The sequence below is a fragment of the Alterirhizorhabdus solaris genome, assembly GCF_007785815.1.
Lineage (GTDB): Bacteria > Pseudomonadota > Alphaproteobacteria > Sphingomonadales > Sphingomonadaceae > Alterirhizorhabdus > Alterirhizorhabdus solaris.
Map to the genome: position 1 here is coordinate 16987 of NZ_VNIM01000034.1, position 22340 is coordinate 39326.

Annotated in this window: 16 protein-coding genes and 1 pseudogene; 11 read left to right on the forward strand and 6 right to left on the reverse strand. The window is 70.3% G+C overall.

All coding sequences use genetic code 11. The features are described 5' to 3' along the window. Positions 1-9: 9 nt before the first annotated feature. Together FOY91_RS09975 and FOY91_RS09980 are read right to left on the reverse strand one after the other, a co-directional pair. Positions 10-2481, reverse strand: coding sequence for a circularly permuted type 2 ATP-grasp protein (locus FOY91_RS09975; RefSeq protein ID WP_145150888.1), 2472 nt, complete (start codon positions 2479-2481; stop codon positions 10-12). Between the two features lie 40 nt (positions 2482-2521). Then, entirely contained in the window at positions 2522-5878 is a 3357-nt protein-coding gene (locus FOY91_RS09980) for a transglutaminase family protein (protein WP_145150844.1), read from the reverse strand. Positions 5879-5989: 111 nt separating this feature from the next. On the opposite strand from FOY91_RS09980, the gene pdxH reads away from it, so the two are divergent. From pdxH to nikE, 10 genes and pseudogenes are all read left to right on the forward strand, one after another. Next, entirely contained in the window at positions 5990-6574 is a 585-nt protein-coding gene (gene pdxH / locus FOY91_RS09985) for a pyridoxamine 5'-phosphate oxidase (RefSeq protein ID WP_145150847.1), read from the forward strand. Then, a complete protein-coding gene (locus FOY91_RS09990) occupies positions 6571-7380 on the forward strand; it encodes a PhzF family phenazine biosynthesis protein (RefSeq protein WP_145150850.1) in 810 nt (269 codons plus the stop codon). Before pdxH ends, FOY91_RS09990 begins: the two co-directional genes overlap by 4 nt. Before the next feature lie 2 nt (positions 7381-7382). Then, a pseudogene (locus FOY91_RS09995) lies at positions 7383-7897 on the forward strand (dihydrofolate reductase). A gap of 52 nt (positions 7898-7949) precedes the next feature. Next, positions 7950-8894, forward strand: coding sequence for a bifunctional riboflavin kinase/FAD synthetase (locus tag FOY91_RS10000; RefSeq protein ID WP_145150852.1), 945 nt, complete (start codon positions 7950-7952; stop codon positions 8892-8894). A 9-nt stretch (positions 8895-8903) separates the two neighbouring features. Then, entirely contained in the window at positions 8904-11990 is a 3087-nt protein-coding gene (locus FOY91_RS10005) for an isoleucine--tRNA ligase (protein ID WP_145150855.1), read from the forward strand. 4 nt (positions 11991-11994) lie between these two features. Next, a complete protein-coding gene (lspA, locus tag FOY91_RS10010; RefSeq protein WP_145150891.1) occupies positions 11995-12501 on the forward strand; it encodes a signal peptidase II in 507 nt (168 codons plus the stop codon). Continuing rightward, positions 12494-12925 carry a DUF3035 domain-containing protein gene (locus FOY91_RS10015; RefSeq protein ID WP_145150858.1) on the forward strand — a complete coding sequence of 144 codons (432 nt, stop codon included), beginning with the start codon at positions 12494-12496 and terminating at the stop codon, positions 12923-12925. The genes lspA and FOY91_RS10015 overlap by 8 nt, the downstream gene beginning before the upstream one ends. A gap of 166 nt (positions 12926-13091) precedes the next feature. Next, positions 13092-14012, forward strand: coding sequence for an ABC transporter permease (locus FOY91_RS10020; RefSeq protein ID WP_145150861.1), 921 nt, complete (start codon positions 13092-13094; stop codon positions 14010-14012). After that, complete coding sequence (locus FOY91_RS10025) at positions 14009-14740, forward strand: ABC transporter permease (protein WP_145150864.1); 732 nt, start codon at positions 14009-14011, stop codon at positions 14738-14740. Before FOY91_RS10020 ends, FOY91_RS10025 begins: the two co-directional genes overlap by 4 nt. Then, the gene (nikE, locus tag FOY91_RS10030) at positions 14737-16284 is read left to right on the forward strand and encodes a nickel ABC transporter ATP-binding protein NikE (protein ID WP_145150867.1); all 1548 of its coding nucleotides are present in this window, start codon (positions 14737-14739) and stop codon (positions 16282-16284) included. Before FOY91_RS10025 ends, nikE begins: the two co-directional genes overlap by 4 nt. Before the next feature lie 385 nt (positions 16285-16669). Here nikE and metC read toward each other — a convergent pair whose 3' ends face one another. After that, on the reverse strand, positions 16670-17878 hold the full coding sequence (gene metC / locus FOY91_RS10035; RefSeq protein WP_145150870.1) for a cystathionine beta-lyase: 1209 nt from the start codon (positions 17876-17878) through the stop codon (positions 16670-16672). A gap of 32 nt (positions 17879-17910) precedes the next feature. Continuing rightward, positions 17911-18750 carry a 3-mercaptopyruvate sulfurtransferase gene (gene sseA, locus FOY91_RS10040; RefSeq protein ID WP_145150873.1) on the reverse strand — a complete coding sequence of 280 codons (840 nt, stop codon included), beginning with the start codon at positions 18748-18750 and terminating at the stop codon, positions 17911-17913. Between the two features lie 146 nt (positions 18751-18896). Between sseA and queF the strand changes: the two genes are divergently transcribed. Beyond that, positions 18897-19343, forward strand: a complete 447-nt coding sequence (gene queF / locus FOY91_RS10045; protein WP_145150876.1) for a preQ(1) synthase — start codon at positions 18897-18899, stop codon at positions 19341-19343. Between the two features lie 449 nt (positions 19344-19792). On the opposite strand, the gene FOY91_RS10050 is transcribed toward queF, so the two are convergent. Next, positions 19793-20704, reverse strand: a complete 912-nt coding sequence (locus tag FOY91_RS10050; protein WP_203234535.1) for a 2-oxoglutarate and iron-dependent oxygenase domain-containing protein — start codon at positions 20702-20704, stop codon at positions 19793-19795. 1 nt (position 20705) lies between these two features. After that, positions 20706-22340, reverse strand: a 1635-nt coding sequence (locus tag FOY91_RS10055; RefSeq protein WP_145150879.1) for a helicase HerA-like domain-containing protein, incomplete at its 5' end; no start/stop codon positions are given.

Sequence of the window (22340 nt, forward strand, 5' to 3'; positions counted from 1 at the left end):
CGTATCCGCTCATGCCAGCGTCATCCCCGCCGCGCGGATCGTCTCGTTGTCCTGCAGGAAGAAGCGCCGGCCGATCGCATCGGACAGCGCCATCAGCCGGTTCTCGATCCCCATCACCGCGTTGGTGCCGAGCGACTCGGCGCGCGACATCGAGACGAGCGCGTCCAGCTCGATCGCCAGCCGCTGCTGCTCCTCGGCCATGCCGTCGTCGCGCAGGCGCGGCAGCGCGTCCAGATGGCCACGCACCGCCTCCACCTGGAACGCCAGCGAGCGCGGATTATACGGATCGAGCGCGATCAGATCCCGCACCGGCGCCAGCGCCAGCCCGGTCAGGTAACGCGCGCGGTAGCTGATCTGGCTGTCGTTGAGGTCGAGCAGGGTCGTCAGATCGTCCGCCCCGGCCTCGTCGCCGGCGAAGGCGCGCAGTTGCCGGCACACCAGCGCCCCCCGCTCGATCCGCCGGCCGAGATCGTGGAAACGCCAGCCGGCGGTGCGGCCCATGTTCTCCGCCGCCAGCCCGGCCAGCGCGGAGAAGCGTTCGAGCAGCACGCTGGCCCGCGCCAGCAACCCGCCGACATCATCGTCGCCGCGCTCGGGCAGGGCCGCATCGACCAGTCGCCACACGTCGGCCGAAAGGCGATCGCGCGTGCCCTCGGCGATCGCGCGGACCGAACCGAGCAGCGAGCGCACGCTGGCGCCGCCTTCGCCATCCAGCGCCTCGATCACCAGCGTGCGGACATCGGGCGCGGGTGCCTCTCCGTCGTCCTCGCGCGGATCGATCGCCGCGCCGCTGGAGATCAGCAACCCGGTCAACCGGTCGAGCGTGGCGGGCACCAGCGCGGCCCCGCCCACCGCATCGATCGTGCCGCCCAGCGCCGCACGCACGAGCCGCAATGTCGCCTCGCCGCGCTCCAGATAGCGGCCGAGCCAGAACAGATTGTCCGCCGCCCGGCTGGGCAGCGTGCCCGGATTGCGCCGGATCGCCACGTTGGCGGGCAGCAGCGACACCGATTCCACCCGCTGCCGCCCGACGATACAGACGTCGGCGGAAAACGCCCCCTCGCCCATCACCGCCGCGCGCGGATCGGGGTCGTCCGCCAGCCGGGCGAAGCCGCCGGGCATCACCGTCCAGTTGCCCGCCCCGTCGCGCGCGGCGAACACCCGAAGGGTGAAGGGGCGGGCGATCAGCCGCCCGTCCGCCACCGCCGGCACGGTGGAGAGATGCACGATCTCCTGCCCGACATAATCCTGCGGCCGCCGCGCCATGCCGGCCAGCAACGCCGCGCGCGCCGCATCGTCCAGCCGCGCACCCAGCACGCCGCGCCCGTTGGTCAGGCCGACGGGCCGGTCGCTGAACGCGGGCCCGATAACCAGCTGGTCCAGGGAGGCCTCCACCTTGGCGCGTTCGCGCGGTTGGCCGCACCACCATGTCGCGATGTTGGGCAGGCGCAGTTTCTCGCCGGTCAGCCGCCGCGCCAGCACCGGCAGGAAGGCAGCCATGCCCGCTGATTCGACCACGCCCGCGCCCGGCGCGTTGGCGATCACCGTGTTGCCGGCGCGCACCGCGTCCATCAGCCCGGGCACGCCGATCGCCGAATGCGAATCGAACGCCAGCGGATCGAGAAAGCGCGAATCCATCCGCCGCCACAGCGCATCGACCCGCTTCAGCCCGTCGATGGTGCGGACGAACAGCTGGTTGTCGCGCACCGCCAGATCGGCGCCCTCCACCAGCAGCAGGCCCAGATAGCGCGCCAGATGCGCCTGCTCGGCATAGCTCTGGTTGTAGCGCCCCGGCGTCAGCAGCGCGATGCGTGGCTCGTCGCGGTGGCAGACGCCGGCCAGACCGGCGCGGAAGGCGGAGAAGAAGGGAGCCAGCCGCTGCACGTTCAGCCGCGCCTGCAACGTGCCCATCACGCGCGACGCGGCGAGCCGGTTCTCCAGCGCATAGCCGGCACCGGCGGGCGTGCGGGCATGATCGGCCAGCACCCGCCACTCGCCATCCGGTCCGCGCGCCAGATCGGCGGCGTAGATGTGCAGGCGCCGCCCGCCCGGCGGCGGCACCCCGATCATCGATCGCCAGAAATGCGGGCTGCCGGTGACGAGCGCGGCCGGCAACGCCCCGTCGCGCACCAGCGCCTGTTCACCATAGACGTCGTTCAATATGTCTTCGAGCAGCTCGGCGCGCTGGCAGATTCCCGCCTCGATCCCGGTCCACTCGTCCTCGCCGATCAGCAGCGGAATGGCGGACAGCGGCCACGGCCGCTCGTTCTCCTCGCCGGGCAGGCGGAAGGCGGTGCCCAGTTCCTTCACCTGCCGGCCGATGCGATCCTGCAACTGGTCGAGGTCGCCGCCGGAGACGCTGGCGATGCCATCGAGCAGCGTGCGCCACCAGCGCCCGCCGCGCCCCTCGTCGCCGCGCAGCACATCGTCCGGCCCGGCGGACGCCCGGTAATCGGTCAGCCAGCCCTCGCCCCAGCGCATGCCGGGGCGAGGGTCCACGGGATCGGTCGCCACGATCCGGCTACTTCGGCGCCGGCGTGCGCAGATCCAGCGTCAGCGGGAACTCGCTGGCCCGCTCCGGCCGGGGCATCGCGATCGGGCCGGGGGTGTGCCCCTGATCCTCGAAGCGGGCGCGGCGGCGGGCCTCGGCCTCATAATCGTTCACCGGCACATTGTCGTAGCTGCGTCCGCCCGGATGCGCGACGTGATACACGAAGCCGCCCAGCGATCGCCCGTTCCACCGATCGAGCAGGTCGAAGGTCAGCGGCGCGTTGGCCGGCAGGCGCGGATGCAGGCAATTGGCCGGCGCCCACGCCTTGTAGCGCACGCCGCCCACCGCCTCGCCCGATCCGGTCGGCGTCATCGGCACCGCCCGCCCGTTCACCGCCACGATATGCCGCTCGGGCACCAGCCCGGTCGCGCGCACCTGCAACCGCTCGGTCGAGCTGTCGACGTAGCGCACCGTGCCGCCGATCGCGCCGGTCTCGCCCAGCACGTGCCACGGCTCCAGCGCATGGCTGATCTCCAGCGCCACGCCGCCCGCGGTCACCGTGCCGTGCACGGGGAAGCGGAACTGGCGCTGCGCCTCGAACCAGTTCGGATCGAAATCATAGCCGGCCCGGCGCAGGTCGCCGAGTACGTCGAGAAAATCGGCCCACACGAAATGCGGCAGCAGGAAGCGATCGTGCAGCTGCGTGCCCCAGCGCACCAGCCCGCCCTCCTGCGGCTCGCGCCAGAACCAGGCGGTCAGCGCGCGGATCAGCAGTTGCTGCGCGAGGCTCATCTTCGGTTCGGGCGGCATCTCGAACCCGCGAAACTCGACGAGGCCGAGCCGCCCGGTCGGGCCGTCGGGCGAATACAGCTTGTCGATGCAGATCTCGGTGCGGTGAGTGTTGCCCGTCACGTCCACCAGCAGGTTGCGGAACAGGCGATCGACCACCCACGGCGCGGGCGTCTCCCCCTCGCCCGGCAGCGGCACCTGTTCGAGCGCGATCTCCAGCTCGTACAGCCCGTCGTGCCGCGCCTCGTCGATGCGCGGCGCCTGGCTGGTCGGGCCGATGAACATGCCCGAGAACAGGTAGCTCAACGCCGGATGCCGCTGCCAGTAAAGCACGAAGCTCTTCAGCATGTCCGGCCGGCGGATGAACGGCGAATCGTTCACCGATTGCCCGCCCAGCACCAGATGGTTGCCGCCTCCGGTGCCGACCGACCGGCCATCGATCATGAACTTGTCGGCGGTCAGCCCGATCTCGCGCGCCATGCGATAGACGCCCTCGGTGATCGCCACCGTCTCGTTCCAGCTCGATGCCGGCTGGATGTTCACCTCGATCACCCCCGGATCGGGGGTGACGCGCAGCACCTGAAGCCGGGGATCGGGCGGCGGGGCATAGCCCTCGATCCGCACCGGCACGGCCAGCGCGCGCGCCGCGGCCTCCACCTGCGCGACCAGGTCGAGATAGTCCTCCAGCGCCTCGGTCGGCGGCAGGAACACGGCTAGGTGGTCGCCGCGCGGCTCGGCCGTCACGGCGGTACGCACCGCGCCCTCGATGATGTGCTGCTCCACCCGATCCTGCGGGGCACGGCCGCCGGGCGCGTTGCCCACCTGCTCGATGCGCTGCTCGTGCCCCTCGGGCTCGGCCAGCGGCGGGGCGGCCTGATCGCGGTAGTCGGGCAGCGGCCCGCGCGGCTCGGTCGTGTCGCGCACGTGGGGGTAGGGATAATCGGACGGCTTCACGTAGGGCAGCGAGCCGAGCGGCAGGCGATAACCGAGCGCCGAATCACCGGGGACGAGGAACAGCTTGCCACGCCGCACCCGCCACCGCTCGCTGCGCCACGCCTTGCGCGCATCGGGCACCACCGCCGCGTTCCACCGCTGCACCGGCAGCACGTAGCCGACCGGCTTGGACAAACCGCGCTCGAACGCCTTCACCATCCGCGCACGCGCTTCCGGATCCTCGATCTGCGGGTCGGTCGGGTCGGTGTTCTCAGGCAGCGAGGCTTCCTTCACCGCCCATTCGATGCCGTCCTCATAGGCCGGCTGCACGTTGTCCGCCTCGATGCCGAGGCCGTCCGCGATCGCCTGCAACAGGCGCCCGGCCATGTCCGCGTCGAGCGGGGCGCCCTCCACCGCGCTGCGCGCGATCAGCCCGGCATCGCGCCAGATCGGCACGCCGTCGCGCCGCCAGTAGACCGAATAGCCCCAGCGCGGCAGGCTCTCGCCCGGATACCATTTGCCCTGCCCGTGATGGATCAGCCCGCCGGGCGCGAATTCCTCGCGCATCATGCGGATCAGCCTGTCGGCGAACAGCGCCTTGGTCGGCCCCACCGCATCGCCGTTCCACTCGCCCGCCTCGGGGTCATCGGCGGCCACGAACGTCGGCTCGCCGCCGGTCGTCAGCCGCACGTCCTGTGCGACCAGATCGGCGTCCACCTGCTGGCCCAGCGCATCCAGCGCATCCCAGCGCGCCTCGGTGAACGGCGCCGTGATCCGCACCGCCTCGGCGATGCGCTGCACCGTCATCTCGAAGCGGAAATCGCAATCGACATACTCGCCGAAATACGTCCCGTCGATCGGCGTGGCGGAGCGATAGTGCGGCGTGGCGGCCAGCGGGATATGCCCCTCGCCCGCCAGCATCCCCGATGTCGCGTCGAAGCCGATCCACCCCGCGCCCGGCACATAGGCCTCGGCCCATGCGTGCAGATCGACGATATCCTGCGAGACGCCCTTCGGCCCCTCGATCGCCACCACGTCCGGCGTCAGCTGGATCGAATAGCCCGAGACGAAGCGCGAGGCGAAGCCCAGCCGGCGCAGCAGCTGCACCAGCAGCCAGCCGCTGTCCCGGCAGGAGCCGAGCCCCAGTTGCAGCGTCTGCTCCGGCTCCTGCATCCCGGCCTCGGGACGGATGATGTAGCCGATCCGCTCCTTCACCGTCGCGTTCAGGTCGACGAGGAAGTCGATCGTCCCCTGCTCGCGCCCCGCGAACTCGGCCACCAGCGCCTCGAACAAAGGCCCCTGCGGCTCGGTTTCCAGATAGGGGATCAGGTCCACCGCCAGCGTGTCGGCATAGGTGAACGGCCGCTTCTGGGCATAATCCTCGACGAAGAAGCCGAACGGATTGATGACGACCATGTCGGCCAGCAGGTCCACCTCGATGCGGAATTCCGTCACCGGCTCGGGAAAGTTGATCCGCGCCAGCCAGTTGCTGTGCGGATCCTGCTGCCAGTTGATGAAATGGTTCTCGGGGAACACCTTCAGCGAATAACTCGGGATCGCGGTGCGGGAATGGGGCGCGGGGCGCAGCCGGATCACCTGCGGCCCCAGCGTCACGGGGCGCTCGTAGCGATAGGCGGTAAGGTGGTGGAGAGCGGCCTGGATCATGCCGACTTTGGACCACATGCGTCGCGGCAGTGCAACGTAAAGCGTCCGGCTTCCGCCGGCCACGCGATGCCCGTAAGGAGACAGGCGTCATCCCTCCCCGACAGGTTTCCCATGCCAGGCCAGTCCGACCCGCACGCCCTGTTCGAAAGCTGGCTGGCCGAGGCCACCGCGCTGGAGCCGAACGATCCCAATGCGATGGCGCTGGCCACGGTGGACGCGCGCGGCCAGCCGGCGGCGCGGATGGTGCTGCTGAAGGGCCACGATGCACGCGGCTTCGTGTTCTACACCAACCTGGAAAGCCGCAAGGCGAACGATCTGCACGCCGCCCCGCGCGCCGGCCTGTTGTTCCACTGGAAGTCGCTGCGCCGGCAGGTGCGGGTGGAAGGCCCGGTGGAGCGGGTGAGCGATGCCGAGGGCGACGCCTATTTCGCCACGCGCGGCCGCGATTCGCAGCTGGGGGCTTGGGCATCCGAACAATCCCGTCCGCTCGAATCGCGGGCCGTGTTCGAGGCGCGCTTCGCCGACATGGAAACGCGCTTCGCCGGCGGCGACGTGCCGCGCCCGCCGCACTGGTCGGGCTATCGCGTGGTGCCGGACCGGATCGAGTTCTGGCAGGATCGCGCGCACCGGCTGCACGAACGCCGCCTGTTCACCGCCGTCCCGCAGGGCTGGACCGAGGGGCTGATGTTCCCATGACCGACACGCGCTTCGTTCAGGTCGATGCCTTCGCCGACCGGCCCTTCACCGGCAATCCGGCGGCGGTGATGCCGCTGGACGCCTGGCTGCCCGACGCCACGCTGCAGGCGATCGCGGCGGAGAACAACCTGTCCGAAACCGCCTTCCTCGTCGCCACGCCGGGGGGTGCGGCGGACCATGACCTGCGGTGGTTCACCCCCGCCGTGGAGGTGGCGATGTGCGGCCACGCCACGCTCGCGTCCGGCCACGTCATGCTGGGGGACGATCCGACCCGCGATCGCGTCACCTTCGCCACGCGCAAGGCGGGCATTCTCGCGGTGTCGCGTGCGGGCGACGGCTATGCGCTCGACCTGCCGGTCTGGGCGCCCGCCCCGCGCGCGATGCCCGACATCGCGGCGGCGATGGGCGGCGATCCGGTCGAGGCGCTGCATCACGACAGCGGCTATGCGCTGCTGGTCTATCGCACCGCCGCCGAGATCCGCGCGCTCGCACCCGATTTCCGCGCGCTGGCCGCACTCGGCGACTTCCTGTTCATCGCCACCGCGCCCGGTGACGATGCCGGCGACGATGCCACCGACATCGTGAGCCGCGCCTTCGCGCCCGGCGCCGGGGTCGACGAGGATCCCGTCACCGGATCGGCCCACGCCGTCCTCGCTCCCTATTGGGCCGCCCGTTTGGGTCGCAACCGTTTCACCGCCTTCCAGGCAAGCGCGCGCGGCGGGCATCTGGACTGCACGCTGGCCGGCGACCGGGTGATTCTGCGCGGCCGCTGCGTTACGGTAATCGAGGGAACGATGCGGCTGTGACGATGCCCGCCGAGCCACCCCGCAACCCGCCGCCGCCCGAGATCGTCTTCGTGGTGGCGCGGGCCGACAATGGCGTGATCGGGCGCGACGGCGGGATGCCGTGGCACCTGCCGGCGGACCTTCGCCATTTCAAGGCGATGACGGCCGGGCTGCCGATGGTGATGGGCCGGCGGACCTTCGTCAGCCTGCCCGGCCTGCTGCCCGGCCGCCGCCACATCGTGCTGACCCGCGACGCGGGCTGGCGCGCCGACGGTGCCGAGCCTGTGGCCGACGCCGCCACCGCGCTTGCCGCCGCCGGATCGGACCGGTGGCCGTGATCGGCGGGGCGGAGATCTTCGCCCTGTTCCTTCCCCGCGCCCACCGAATCGAGCTGACCGAGATCCACGCCGCCCCGCCCGGCGACACCTGGCTGCCCCCCTTCGACGGCTGGACGGAAACGGCGCGCGCCGATCATCCGGCCGAGGACGACCGGCCGGCCTACAGCTTCGTCACCCTCGCCCCGCCCGTGCCGCGATGACCGGCCACGCGGCGATTGGCACGCGCCGCCCCCGTCCCTATAGGCCGATCCCATGGAGTGGCTGACAAGCGACCGGCCCGTCCCCGGTCATCTGCGGGGCGGCGTGGTGGCGCTGGGAAATTTCGACGGGTTCCACCGGGGCCACCAGGCGGTGGTGGGCCAGGCGCGCGCGCTTGCGCGGGAGGCGGGGCGGCCGCTGATCGTCGCCACCTTCGATCCGCATCCGGTGCGGCTGTTCCGGCCGGAGACGCCGCCGTTCGGCCTCACCACCATCGCCCAGCGTGGCCGGCTGATCGCCGGGGCCGGGGCCGATGCCATGCTGGTCTTCCACTTCGATCGCGCGCTGGCCGATGAATCCGCCGATCGCTTCGTCCAGTCCCGCCTGATCGACCATGCCGGCGCGGCGGCGGTGGTCGTCGGCTACGACTTCACCTACGGCAAGGGCCGCGCGGGGGATACCGGCACGCTGGCCCGCTTCGGCGCGTCGCACGGCCTTGCCACCCACAGCGTGATGCCGGTGATGGACGCGGCGGCGGCGGTTTCCTCCAGCCGCATCCGGCTGGCGCTGGCGGAAGGGGATTGCGCCACCGCCACCGCCCTGCTCACCCGCCCGTTCACGATCTCGGGCGTGGTGGAACATGGCGCCAAGCTCGGCCGCACGCTCGGCTACCCCACCGCCAACCTCACGCTTGGCGATTACATCCGCCCGGCCTACGGCATCTACGCGGTGCGCGGGCTGCTGGACGACGGGCGCGTGCTGGACGGCGCCGCCAACCTCGGCATCCGCCCCACGATCGAGGGGCCGCCGACCGAGCTGCTCGAACCCTATTTCTTCGACTTCGACGGCGATCTGTATGGCCGGACGATCGAGGTGCAACTGATCGAGCGGCTGCGCCCCGAGGCCAAGTTCGACGGGCTGGAGCCGCTGAAGGCGCAGATGGCGCTCGACTGCCAGCGCGCCCGCGCCATCCTTGCCGCGACGCCGCCCGTCGCTTAAGGCGCGGGCATGTCCGATACGCCCGATACCGCCGCCGCCAAAGACTGGCGCAGCACCGTGTTCCTGCCGCAGACCGGCTTTCCGATGAAGGCCGGCCTCGCCGCCAAGGAACCCGGCATCCTCGCGAAGTGGGCGGCGGACGATCTGTACGGCACGCTGCGCCGGGAACGCGCGGGCCGCGAACGCTTCATCCTCCACGACGGCCCGCCCTACGCCAACGGCGACATCCACATGGGCCATGCGATGAACAAGGTGCTGAAGGACATCATCGTCCGCTCACAATCCCTGCTCGGCAAGGATGCGCCCTACGTGCCTGGCTGGGATTGCCATGGCCTGCCGATCGAGTGGAAGGTCGAGGAGCAGTATCGCGCCAAGAAGCTGAACAAGGACGAGGTCGATCCCGTCCAGTTCCGCGCCGAATGCCGCGCCTATGCCGAAAAGTGGGTGGACGTGCAGCGCGCGCAGTTCCAGCGGCTGGGCATCATGGGCGACTGGGCCGACCCGTATCTGACGATGAAGTACGAGGCGGAGGCCGCGATCGTCGCCGAACTGCTGAAGTTCGCCGAAAGCGGCCAGCTCTATCGCGGCGCCAAGCCGGTGATGTGGTCGCCCGTCGAGAAGACCGCACTGGCCGAGGCCGAGGTGGAATATGAGGACATCACCTCGACCCAGATCGACGTGGCCTTCGAGATCACGGACTCGCCGATCGAGGCGTTGCGCGGCGCCTATGCGGTGATCTGGACGACGACGCCGTGGACGATCCCGGTCAATCAGGCTTTGGCCTATGGGCCGGACGTTGAGTATGTGCTGATCGACTTCGCCGTCCAAGCAGGCGTCGAAGGCAATGATCGCCTCGACACCGAATTAGACACGGGCATTTTGCGTGCCATCTGGGATATGCGTTTTCTCGTCGCATCCTCACTAGTTTCAGCATTTGAAGCGCGGGTTCAAAGCTATCTGAAGGGCACTGGCGAGCAGCAAGGCAGTGCATCCCTGACTGCACATGCCAACGTAATACAAACCATATCGGGCGACCTCGCCGGCACCGTTGCCCGCCATCCGATGCACGCGCTCGGCGGCTTCTTCGCCCGCCCGCGCCCGTTTCTGCCCGGCGATTTCGTCACCACCGACGCCGGCACCGGCCTCGTCCACATGGCGCCCGATCATGGCGAGGACGATTTCGACCTGTGCAAGGCCAACGGCCTCGATCCCGTCTTCGCGGTGGAGGGCGACGGGAAATATCGCGCGGACTGGGCGTGGCTCGGCGGGCAGGGGTCGGTCATCAACCCCAAGTTCAACGCGCCGGACGGCCCGATCTGTACCGCGCTGCGCGAGGCGGGCGCGCTGCTCGCCGCCTCCGCCGACTACAGGCACAGCTACCCGCATTCGTGGCGCAGCAAGGCCAAGCTGATCTTCCGCGCCACCCCACAATGGTTCATCCCGATGGACCGGCCGGTGGGCGTCCCGACGCCGCTCGACGCGGAGAACAGCGGTGCCTCGACTTCGCTCGACATGGGAGACGGCGGTGTCTCGACTTCGCTCGACACAAGGGCGAAAGATCACAACGACCATGTGCCGAGCGAAGTCGAGGCACGGAGCGCCACGCCCGGCAGCAACGCCGCCACCCTGCGCGAAACCGCGCTCGATGCGATCGAACGGACGCGCTGGGTGCCCGAGAAATCGCGCAACCGCATCCACGCGATGGTGGCGGGCCGGCCCGACTGGGTGATCTCCCGCCAGCGCGCGTGGGGCGTGCCGATCGCGCTGTACCTCCACCGCGCCACCGGCGAGTATCTGAACGACCCCGCCGTCAACGCCCGCATCGTCGAGGCCTTCAAGGCCGGCGGCGCGGATGCGTGGTTCACCGCCGATCATCAGGCGCTGCTTGGCGAGGCGTACACCGCCGCCGACTACCAGCCGGTCAACGACATCCTCGACGTGTGGTTCGACTCGGGCAGCACCCACGCCTTCGTGATCGAGGCGCGCTACGGGGAAGGCACCCGCGCCGACCTCTACCTTGAAGGGTCGGATCAGCATCGCGGCTGGTTCCAGTCCTCGCTGCTGGAAAGCTGCGGCACGCGCGGGCGCGCGCCCTACGATGCCGTGCTCACCCATGGCTTCGCGCTCGACGGGCAGGGGCGCAAGATGTCGAAGTCGCTCGGCAACGTCGTCGATCCGCTCAAGATCATCAACGAGAGCGGTGCCGACATCCTGCGGATGTGGGTCGCCTCGACCGATTATTTCGACGACGTGCGGATCGGCAAGGAGGTGCTGTCCGGCACGTCCGACGCCTATCGCAAGCTGCGCAACACCTTCCGCTACCTGCTCGGCGCGCTCGACGGCTTCGATGAGGCGGAACGTATCGACCCTGCCGACATGCCCGAGCTGGAACGCTACGTCCTCCACCTGCTCGCCACGCTGGACGAGAAGCTGCGTGCGGCGGTGAACGATTTCGAGTTCACCCGCTACGTGACGGAGCTGACCACCTTCGCCAACAACGACCTGTCGGCGTTCTTCTTCGATATTCGCAAGGACAGCCTGTACTGCGACGCGCCCGACGCCCCCAAGCGCCGCGCCTATCGCACCGTGCTCGACATCCTGTTCCACGCGCTCGTTCGCTACGCCGCCCCCATCCTGTGCTTCACCGCCGAGGAGGTGTGGTGCACGCGCTACCCCGATGCGCCCTCCGTCCACCTGCTCGAATGGCCGGAGATCGGCGCATGGGCCGATCCGCGCCTGGCCGAAAGCTGGGCCGAGATCCGCGCGCTGCGCCTGATCGTCAGCGGCGAGATCGAGCCGAAGCGGCGCGCCAAGGAGCTCGGCTCCAGCCTCGAGGCCAAGGTCACGATCGGCCTGGCCGACACGCGCGACCGGCCGCTCGCCAACTCCGCCGATCTGGCGGAGGTGTTCATCGTCTCCGACGTCGGCATCAGCGAGGCGACGCAGCATATGGTGGCGATCGTCCATCGCACCGATTTCCAAAAATGCGGCCGCTGCTGGCGCCACCTGCCCGAGGTGACGACCGACGGCGACCTGTGCGATCGCTGCGAGACCGTCGTGGGCCAGGATGCGGCAGGGGCGGTGGCCGTTGGTTGAGCCGATGCCCCCGCGCCACCGCGCACTCGGCTTCGCGATGGCGGGGCTGGTGTTCCTTGCCGACCAGCTGAGCAAGTGGGCGGTGACGCATCCGTTGCGCCTGGAACAGCGCGGCGTGATCGAGATCACCGGCTTCTTCAACCTCAAGTGGGTGGAGAATTACGGCGTCTCGATGGGCTTCCTCACCGCCGACAGCGATTTGGGCCGGTGGCTGCTCGTGCTGCTCACCGCCATCATCGCGATCGGCGTGGTGGTGTGGCTGTGGCGGGAGAGGCAGCGGCCCGATGCGGCGGCGCTCGGCCTCGTTCTCGGTGGCGCGATGGGGAATATCCTTGATCGGGCGCGCTTCGGCCATGTCGTCGATTTCGCCGACCTGCATTTCGGTGACTGGAGCCCCTTTTTGGTCTTCAATGTGGCGGATGCGGCGATTACGGTCGGCGTCCTGCTTCTCGTGCTGCGCGCGCTCCTGACGCGCGAGCGAAAAGATCCGGCGGAGAATGTGAATGCGTAAGCTCGTTATCTCAGGCGTGGCGGCCACCGCCCTGCTCGCGCTCTCCGCCTGCGGCGGCGGCCCCAAGGGCGGCGTCTTCGGTCATGCCGGCAAGGGGCCGGACGAGTTCGCCGTGCAGCGTCAGGCGCCGCTGGTGATCCCGCCCGATTTCGCGCTCGTGCCGCCGCGCCCCGGTGCCCCCCGCCCGCAGGAGGCGGACAGCTCGACGCAGGCGCTGCAGGCGATGTTCGGCGGCGCGGCCCCGCGCAGCACCGCCGAGACCGGCGCGATCGACCGCGCCGGCGGCGCGCGCGCGGCCGGCGGCATCCGCTCGAACGCGGCCGATCCGGCCACCAACGTGGTCGACAAGGGATCGGTCACGCGTGACATCATCGCCGCCCCCACCGGCAACGGGCCGGACGCGACCGTCTCGACGCCGCAGTAAGGCGCGCGGCGTTCTGCCCGGTCCGCTCATCCCGGGGAGAGGCTGAGCGAAGCCGGCGCCTCGTCTCGACGAACGTGCTCCAAGACGGCATTTCGTCGGGATCGATGTCGCCTCGGCAGAAGCGGCGTGGGAGGGAACCGGCGATGAGACGTTGGCATCGCCCCGCATGATCGCCCTTCTCCTCCGCCGCCTGCTCACCGCGATCCCCACGCTGGCGGCGGTGGTGATCCTCTCGTTCGTGCTGATGCGCCTTGCCCCCGGCGGGCCGTTCGATGGCGAACGCGCGCTCGATCCCGCCACCCGCGCTGCGCTCACCCATGCCTACGGGCTGGATCTGCCGCTGTGGCATCAGGTGCTGCGCTACCTCGCGCGGCTGGCGCAGGGCGATTTCGGCCCCTCGCTGGTCTATCGAGACTTCACCGTCACCGATCTGATCGCCAGCGGACTGCCGGTATCGCTTACCCTCGGTGGCCTGGCCCTGCTGCTGGCGCTGGCGATCGGCCTCGTCGCCGGTGTGGCGGCGGCGACCCGCGCGGGCGGGCGGGCGGATCGCGGGCTGATGATCGCCCTCACGCTTCTCACCGCCCTCCCCACCTTCGTCACCGGGCCGCTGCTGGTGCTGCTGTTCGCGCTGGCGCTCGGCTGGCTACCCGTCTCCGGCTGGGGCGGCGGTGATCCGGCGCATCTGCTGCTGCCGGTGGTGGCGCTGGCGCTGCCGGCGGCGGGGGCGATCGGCAAGCTGGTGCGCGCCGGCCTCGCCACCGCGCTCGCGCAGGATCATGTGCGGACGGCGCGGGCACGGGGCCTGTCGCCCGTCCGCGTGCTGCTGGTCCACGCGCTGCGCCCGGCGCTGGTGCCGGTGGCGAGCTACCTCGGCCCGGCGGCGGCGGGGATGCTGACGGGCGCGGTCGTGATCGAGACGGTGTTCGCGCTGCCCGGCCTCGGCCGCCATTTCGTGCAGGGGGCGCTCAACCGGGACTATCCGCTCGTGCTGGGGGTGGTGACGCTCTACGCCGGGCTGATCGTCCTGTTCAATCTGGCCGCCGACCTGCTCTACGGCTGGCTCGATCCCCGGATGCGGGGATGAGGCGGCTGCCCGCCCTCCTGATCGCCCTGATCCTGCTGGCCGCGCTGCTGCTGCCGCCGATGCTGCCGTGGCGCTACGACATGATCGACTGGGCCGCCGTGCGCGCGCCTCCGCTGTCGCCGGGGCATCTGCTCGGCACCGATTCGGTCGGGCGCGATCTGCTCGCCCGCGCGCTGGTCGGCACGCGCGTCACGCTGGCGGCGGCGGGCTGGATCGGCGGGCGGGTGGACGAGGCGATGATGCGCGTGGTCGATGCGCTGTATGCGCTGCCGTTCATGTTCGTGGTGATCCTGCTGATGGTGCTGTTCGGCCGCTCGATCCTGCTCGTGTTCCTCGGCATCGGCGCGGTCGAGTGGCTGACGATGGCGCGGGTGGTGCGCGGGCAGGTGCTGGGCCTGCGCGAACGCCCGTTCGTGATCGCCGCGGAGGCCGCGGGCGCCCCCGGCCGCACGATCGTGATCCGCCACCTGCTGCCCAACCTCGCCGGGGTGGCCATCGCCTATCTGCTGCTCACCATTCCGCAGGTGGTGATGATCGAAAGCTTCCTCTCCTTCCTCGGCCTCGGCGTGCAGGAGCCGCTGACCTCGCTCGGCATCCTGGTAAAGGAGGGGGCGGACGACATGGACGTCGCGCCTTATGCATTGCTGCTGCCGGGCGGGCTGCTGGTGACGATTCTCGTGTGTCTCACGATATTGGGCGAGCGGCTGCGCGACCGTTTCGCCGCATGACGGTCTACCGCGTCGAAGGCTTGCGGATCGCGGCCGGCGGGCGCGCGATCGTCGACGGGGTAGGGTTCGACATCGGCGCGGGCGAATGCGTGGCGCTGGTCGGCGCCTCGGGATCGGGCAAGAGCCAGAGCTGTCTTGCGCCCTTCGGCCTGTCTCCGCTGCGCGCGGGCGGATCGGCCCGGCTGATGGGCGATGAACTGATCGGTGCGCCTGAGGCCATGCTGCGCCGCGCGCGCGGGCGGCGCGTCGGCTTCGTCTTCCAGCAACCGCTCACCGCGCTGACCCCGCACCTGAAGGTCGGCCGCCAGCTGCACGAGGCGTGGCGGCAGGCGGGTGCGCCCCGCCCCTCGCGCGCGGATCTCGCCGCGCTGCTGGAACGCGTCGGGCTCGATCGCGCCGACGAGCGGCTCGATCAGTATCCGCATCGCCTGTCGGGTGGGCAGCGCCAGCGGGTGATGATCGCCGCCGCCATCGCCCACCCTCCCGCACTGCTGGTGGCGGACGAGCCGACGACCGCGCTCGACGCCGAGCTGCGCCACGCGGTGCTGGAGATGCTGTCGGGTCTGCGCGCCGACGGCCTCGCGCTGCTGCTGGTGAGCCACGATCTGCCCGCCGTCGCACGCCACGCCGACCGCCTCGTCGTGCTGGAGGAAGGCCGCGTCGCAGAGGCTGGAGAGGCGGCCGCCCTCTTCGCGCACCCGCAGGCCGCGACCACCGCCGCGCTGATCGCCGCCAGCCCGCGACTTGCCGATCCGCCGCCCGCGCTGCCGCCACCCGGCCCGCCCTTGCTGGCGGCGGAGGGCGTGACCGTCTCCTTCCCCCGCCCCGGCTGGCGGCGCGCGCGGATCGTGGCGGTGAGCGATGCGTCACTCCACGTCGCCGCCGGAGAGGGGCTGGCGATCGTCGGCGGATCGGGGTCGGGCAAGTCCACCTTGGCCCGCGCCATCGCCCGGCTCGGCCCGGTCGATGCCGGACGGGTCACGTGGGAGGGCTTGCCGCTGCCCGACCGGGCAAAAATGCGGCCGGCGCACCGGCGGCTGATTCAGCCGGTGTTCCAGGATCCGGTGGCGAGCCTCGATCCCCAGTGGCGCGTGGTCGATATTATCGCCGAACCGCTGCGCCACCTCCACCCCCATTTGTCCGCCGGCGAACGCCATGCGCGGGTCACGGCCGCGCTGGACGAGGTGGAGCTTGACGACGCCTTCGCCGATCGCCGCCCGGCCACGCTCTCCGGCGGGCAGGCGCAGCGCGTCGCCATCGCCCGCGCGCTCGTCACCGGTCCGCGCCTGCTGCTGCTGGACGAGGCGACCTCGGCGCTGGACGTGCTGGTGGCCGGGCGGATCGTCGCGCTGATCGCCCGGCTCCAGCAGACGCGCGGGCTGGCGCTGCTGTTCGTCACCCATGACCTCGCCGTCGCGCGCCGGCTGTGCCACCGCATCGCCGTGCTGGAGGCGGGCCGTATCGTGGAGGAGGGACCGATCAAAGCGGTGATCGCCGCCCCCGCGCACCCGGCGACGCGGCGCATGGTGGCGGCGAGCGACTGAACCGGCAGGGCGCTCGCGCCCCCGAGGACGGAACCGCACGTCGCCATCAAATGCTTATGGGTCGCATCCCCCCGTTGAAGCTCGGATGCCGGTGCAAGCATGGGGCGACAGGCCTTGTCCGGCATCGAGGACATCGCTTGGTCACGGCTGGCGACACGACAGAGCTGTCTCTGGTCATCGCCGCCGGGACGGGAACCGCGTGGACAATCGGGTTGCGCCATCGGGTTCGATGGGGTGGCGGTATCCCCCGATACCCCATGCAGAGATCGGCCGTTCCCGACTACGGCATGTTCCCGTGCGGCGGACGGCGGCGGACCCTACCGGCGATGACGGCGCATCTTGCGAATCATGGCCCACACTGGCCGCAATGGCGCCGAAGCGGCGGTCAGGCCTCGCTCGACGTCTTCCCCATGCCCCCGCGCGCCTCAGCGAACCGATCCAGCCCGCGCGCGAGATCGGCGATCAGGTCGTCGACATCCTCCAGCCCGATATGCAGGCGGACGAGCGGCCCTTCCGTCTGCCAGCGCGTCGCGGTGCGGATAGCGGCGGGGTCCACCGGCAGCGCGAGACTTTCGTAGCCGCCCCACGAATAGCCGATGCCGAAATGCGCCAGTCCATCGATCAGCGCGGTGCGCGCGGCATCGTCGCCGCCCGCCAGCACGAAGGCGAACAGACCCGAGGCCCCCGCGAAATCGCGCGTGAAGATGTCGTGGCCCGAGCAGTCGGGCAGCGCCGGGTGCAGCACGCGCGCCACCTCCGGCCGCGTCGCCAGCCAGCGCGCCACCGTCAGCGCCGCCTCGCCATGCGCCTTCAGCCGCAGCGCCAGCGTCCGCAGCCCCCGGCTGGCGAGGAACGCGTCGTCCGGGCTGACGCAATGGCCGAGCGCGTGCGTCGTCCGTCGCAACGTTTCCCAATGTGCGGGTCCGGCGGTGACCGAGCCGAGCATCGCATCCGAATGGCCGACGATATATTTGGTGCAGGCCAGGATCGTGAGGTCCACGCCGCGCGCGATCGCCGGGAACAGCAGCGGCGTCGCCCATGTATTGTCGAGCAACGTCACCAGTCCGTGCGCCCTGGCCACCGCAACGATGGCGGGCACGTCCTGCACCTCGAAGGTGAGGCTGCCCGGACTTTCGAGAAAGATCGCGCGCGTCTTCGGCCCGATCAGGTCGGCGATGCCGGCGCCGACCAAAGGATCGTAGAAGCGGGTGGTGATGCCCATCGGCTCGAGCACCGATCGGGCGAAGGCCCGCGTCGGATCATAGGCCGAATCGACCAGCAGCAGTTCGTCGCCCGGCTTCAGCACCGCCAGCAGCGCGGTCGTCACCGCCGCCACGCCGGAAGGGTAGAGCATCGTGCCGGCCGCGCCCGGCTCAAGCTCGGTCAGCGATTCGGCGAGCGACCATTGCGTCGGCGTGCCGCGCCGGCCGTAATACAGCCCGGCGTTGGCATCGCGCCCGGCGGCCCGCAGTTCGGCCACGCTGTCGAACAGCACGGTGGACGCGCGCCACACCGGCGGGGTGACCACGCCGCGCCCATCGTGCGTCGTGGTCCATTCCGCCCGCCGGCGGCCGGCGACGAGGCGCGTCGCCATCCCGTTCGTCGCGTCCGCGCCCGATCCCCTGCTCACGCCGCCCCGGTGGCCTTCTCGGTATCCGGCAGCAGGCCCCACTCACTCCACGAACCGTCGTAGAGCGCCACGTCCTTCTTGCCGAGCAGGTTCGCGCCGAACAGCAGCACCGCCGCCGTGATGCCCGAGCCGCAGGTGGTGACGAGCGGTTTCGCCAGATCGATGCCGGCGGCATCGAACTCGGCCTTCAGCGCGTCGCCCGTCTTCCAGGTGCCGTCCTCGTCGAACAGCCGGTCCTGCGGCAGATTCCGCGATCCGGGGATATGGCCGGCGGCAAGACCGCGCGGATCCTGCTCCTCGCCGGTGAAGCGGCCGGCACCACGCGCATCGAGCACCTGCTCCGCGCCGCTCGCCACGTTCGCCTTCATCTGCTCCAGCGAGCGGACCGCCGCATCGTCCTTCCACACGGTGAAATGACGGTGACGCAGCTTCTCCTTGCCGCTTGCCAGCGCGCGCCCCTCGGCCTTCCACTTGGCAAGACCACCGTCGAGGATCGCCACCTCGTTCGAGCCGAAGGTGCGGAACATCCACCATGCCCGCGCCGAGGTGTGGTGCGGGCTGTTGTCGTACAGCACGATACGGCTGCCGTCGCCGAGACCCAGCGCCTGCATTCGGCTGGCGAACATCTCGGGGGTGGGCAGCATCGACGGCAGCGGGCTGTTGGTATCGGCCAGATTTCCCAGATCCATGAACACGGCGCCCGGAATATGCTCCGCCTCATACTCGGCCTGTGCATCGCGGGCGGGTTCCAGCGCGAAATAGCTCGCATCCACGATCCGGAGGTCGAACGCGCCCAGCTCGCTGGCCAGCCACTCGGTCGAAACAAGTGAGTCCATCTCTCGCCTCCCTATGCGCGGATGCTACGCTAATCCCGACATACCTAGAGCGTGATCGTGCGGGGTGGAAGCATCTTGCGCCCGCCACGCCCCGGCGACGGGGCGGGCGATTGCGGATCGCCCGCCCCGCCTCTAGATGCCGGCCCATGAACCCGTTGCATCTCGGCCAAACCAGCGCGCTCCCCGCCTCCCCGGACGTGGCGACGCTCGATTATGTCCCCAACCCGAGGATGGGGCGGCCCTATCTGGTGCGCTTCTCCGCGCCGGAATTCACCTCGCTCTGCCCCGTCACCGGCCAGCCCGATTTCGCGCATCTGGTGATCGACTATGCGCCCGGCGCGACGATCGTAGAGTCGAAATCGCTGAAACTGTTCCTCGGCAGCTTCCGCAACCACGCCGGCTTCCACGAGGATTGCACCGTGGGCATCGGCGAGCGCCTGTTCGAGGAGATGCAGCCGCTGTGGCTCCGCATCGGCGGTTACTGGTATCCGCGCGGCGGCATCCCGATCGACGTCTTCTGGCAATCCGGCGCGCCGCCGGAGGGGTTGTGGCTGCCCGATCAGGGCGTGCCCGGCTATCGCGGGCGGGGGTGAGGGCGATGCAGAGGCGGCGTGTATCGCCCAATAGCGGACCTAGAGCTTATGCTTGTCGAGCAGTTCGAGAACCGTTCCCCAGCCGACTAGCCGCCAACCCTCTTGCACACGCCAACGTCGGCCCACTTGCAACTCCCGTGTGAGAGCTGGCCACGCGATGAGAATGACGTCTATTTCCATCGCATCACCGGGCGCGAGCGTCTGCCCCTCTCGCAAGTCCAGTGCGCCAATGCCCATCTCACGGTTGCTTGCGCCAAAAAAGTTGTGGTTTGGGCGATAGCTGATCGGTCCTTGAAGCACCGACGAACGGCCACCTTCGCTCGTCGGAAGCAGCTCTAGGAGGGCTCTGACCTTAACTCGATCCGTGTCCATCGGCCCGATTGTGCCTCGCTCCGCTGCAAAGGCAAGAGCGTCCCCTGTCCACCACTTTCAGACATTCATGTCATACGTCACAATAACCCGATCTCCCGCAGGCGCTGCCTCAGATAATCGTCCGCGCTGATCGGCGGCTCGCCCCCCTCACCCAGCGGCGCGATGAGGAAGTCCGGGCGGAAGTGCAGGAAGAAGGGCATCGAGTAGCGCGCCACCCCCGCCCGCGCCGCCGCCGGGTTGGCGACGCGGTGGGTGGTCGAGCGAAGCCGCCCCGCCGTCAGCCGTTGCAGCATGTCGCCCACGTTCACCACCAGTGCCCCCGGCGGCGGGGACACGGCCAGCCAGTCGCCCTCGCGCGTCAGCAATTCCAGCCCGGCCTCTTCCGCGCCCAGCAACAGCGTGATCGCGTTGATATCCTCGTGCGCGCCCGCCCGTACCGCCGCGCCGGCGGCGGGGTCGAGCGGGGGATAGTGCAGCAGCCGCAGCACCGAATTACCCTCGGCCACCGCATCGTCGAACCAGCCGGGGGCCAGCCCCAGATGCCGGCCGATCGCACCGAGCAGCCGCCCACCCGCCTCGTCGAACGCGGCGAACAGCGCCGTCTGCGCCGCGCGGAAGCCAGCCACGTCGGGCCACACGTTCGGTGGCATCATCGCGGCGAAGCGATGACCGGGCGGCAGATCGCGGCCGACATGCCAGAACTCCTTGAGGTCGCTGGCAGCGGCATCCTTCGCCGTCTCGATACCGAACGGCGTATAGCCGCGCGCGCCGCCGGTGCCGGGCACAAGCCACCGCCGCTTCTCCGCCTCGGGTAGCGCGAAGAAGGCGCGGGCCGTCGCATCGGCAGCGGCGATCAGGCCCGGATCGATGCCGTGATCGGCGACGATCGCGAAACCATATCGCTCGAACGAGCCACCCAGCGCGGCGGCGAAGCCCGCCGCGTCCGTCTCGCCTGCCGCCAGTGACAGGGTGGGTACGCCCTCGCCCACGTCAGCGCCCTTTGAACAGGCCGCCGAGCAGCCCGCGCACCAGTTGCGAGCCGAACGTGCCCGCCACCTGCCGACCGACCGACGAGGCGGCCGATCGCGCCGCGGACTGGAACATCTTTTCCGCCATGCTCGGCTTGGCCGCCTCGCGCGCGGCGGCCGCGCGCGCGCGTTCCTCGGCCTTGGCCTGCGCAGCGGCGGCGCGGTCGGCCTCGCGATCGGCGGCGGCCTGCTGTCTGGTATCGAGCGCGGCCTGCGCGGCGGCGGCCTTCGCCGCGTCCGCCTGCGCCTTGGCGGTCACCGCCTCGGCCTTGGCGCGTTCGGCGGCGGCGGCGCTGTCGCCGGCCTTGGCGGCGAGGATCTCCTGCGCGGACTCGCGGTTGATCGCGACGTCGTACTTGCCCTCGACCGGCGAGAGCGAGCGCAGCAACGCCCGCTCCTTGTCGCTCAACGGCCCTACCCGCGAGCGCGGTGGCTTGATGAGCGTGCGGGCCACCGGCGACGGCGCGCCATCGGGCTGGAGCAGCGACACCAGCGCCTCGCCCACCTTCAGCTCGGTGATCGCTTCGCCCACGTCCAGTCCCGGCGAGGCGCGGAACGTCTCGGCAGCGGCGCGGATCGCCTTCTGGTCACGCGGGGTGAAGGCGCGCAACGCATGCTGCACCCGGTTGCCGAGCTGGCCCGCGATATCCTCGGGGATATCGACCGGGTTCTGCGTGACGAAATAGACGCCGACGCCCTTGGAGCGGATCAGCCGCACCACCTGCTCCACCTTGTCGGTCAACGCCTTCGGGGCGTCGTCGAACAGCAGGTGCGCCTCGTCGAAGAAGAACACGAGCACCGGCTTGTCCGGATCGCCCACCTCGGGCAGCGTCTCGAACAGTTCGGACAGCAGCCACAGCAGGAAGGTGGCGTACAGCTTCGGGCTGGCCATCAGCCTGTCGGCGGCGAGGATGTTCACCCAGCCCCGGCCCTGATCGTCGGTGCCGATGAAGTCGTGGATGTCGAGCGCCGGCTCTCCGAAGAAGGCGTCGCCGCCCTGTGCCTCCAGCTGGAGCAGCTGCCGCTGGATCGCGCCGACACTCTGCTTGCTGACGTTGCCGTAGCGCGTCGTCAATTCGGCGGCATTGGCCGCGCAATGCGCCAGCATCGCCTGGAGATCGGGCAGGTCGAGCAGCAGCAGCCCCTGCTCGTCGGCATAGCGGAAGGCGATCTGGAGAACGCCTTCCTGCACCTCGTTCAGCCCCATCAGCCGGGCGAGCAGCAACGGCCCCATCTCCGAGACGGTGGTGCGGATCGGGTGGCCGGCCTGCCCGAACAGATCCCAGAAGATCGCCGGCGTATCGGTATAGGCCCAGTCCGCCTCGCCCACCGCCGCCGCGCGCTCGGCCCATGTGGCGTCCATCTTGTCGGTCGGCGAACCGGCCATCGCGATGCCGGCGAGATCGCCCTTCACGTCGGCGAGGAACACCGGCACGCCGCGCGCGGAGAAATCCTCGGCGATGCCCTGCAACGTCACCGTCTTGCCGGTGCCGGTCGCGCCGGCGATCAACCCGTGGCGGTTGGCGCGGCGCAGGTTGAGCGTCTGCGGCTGGCCGTCAGCGGTGGCGCCGATGAAAATGCCCGTGTCGTCCGCCAT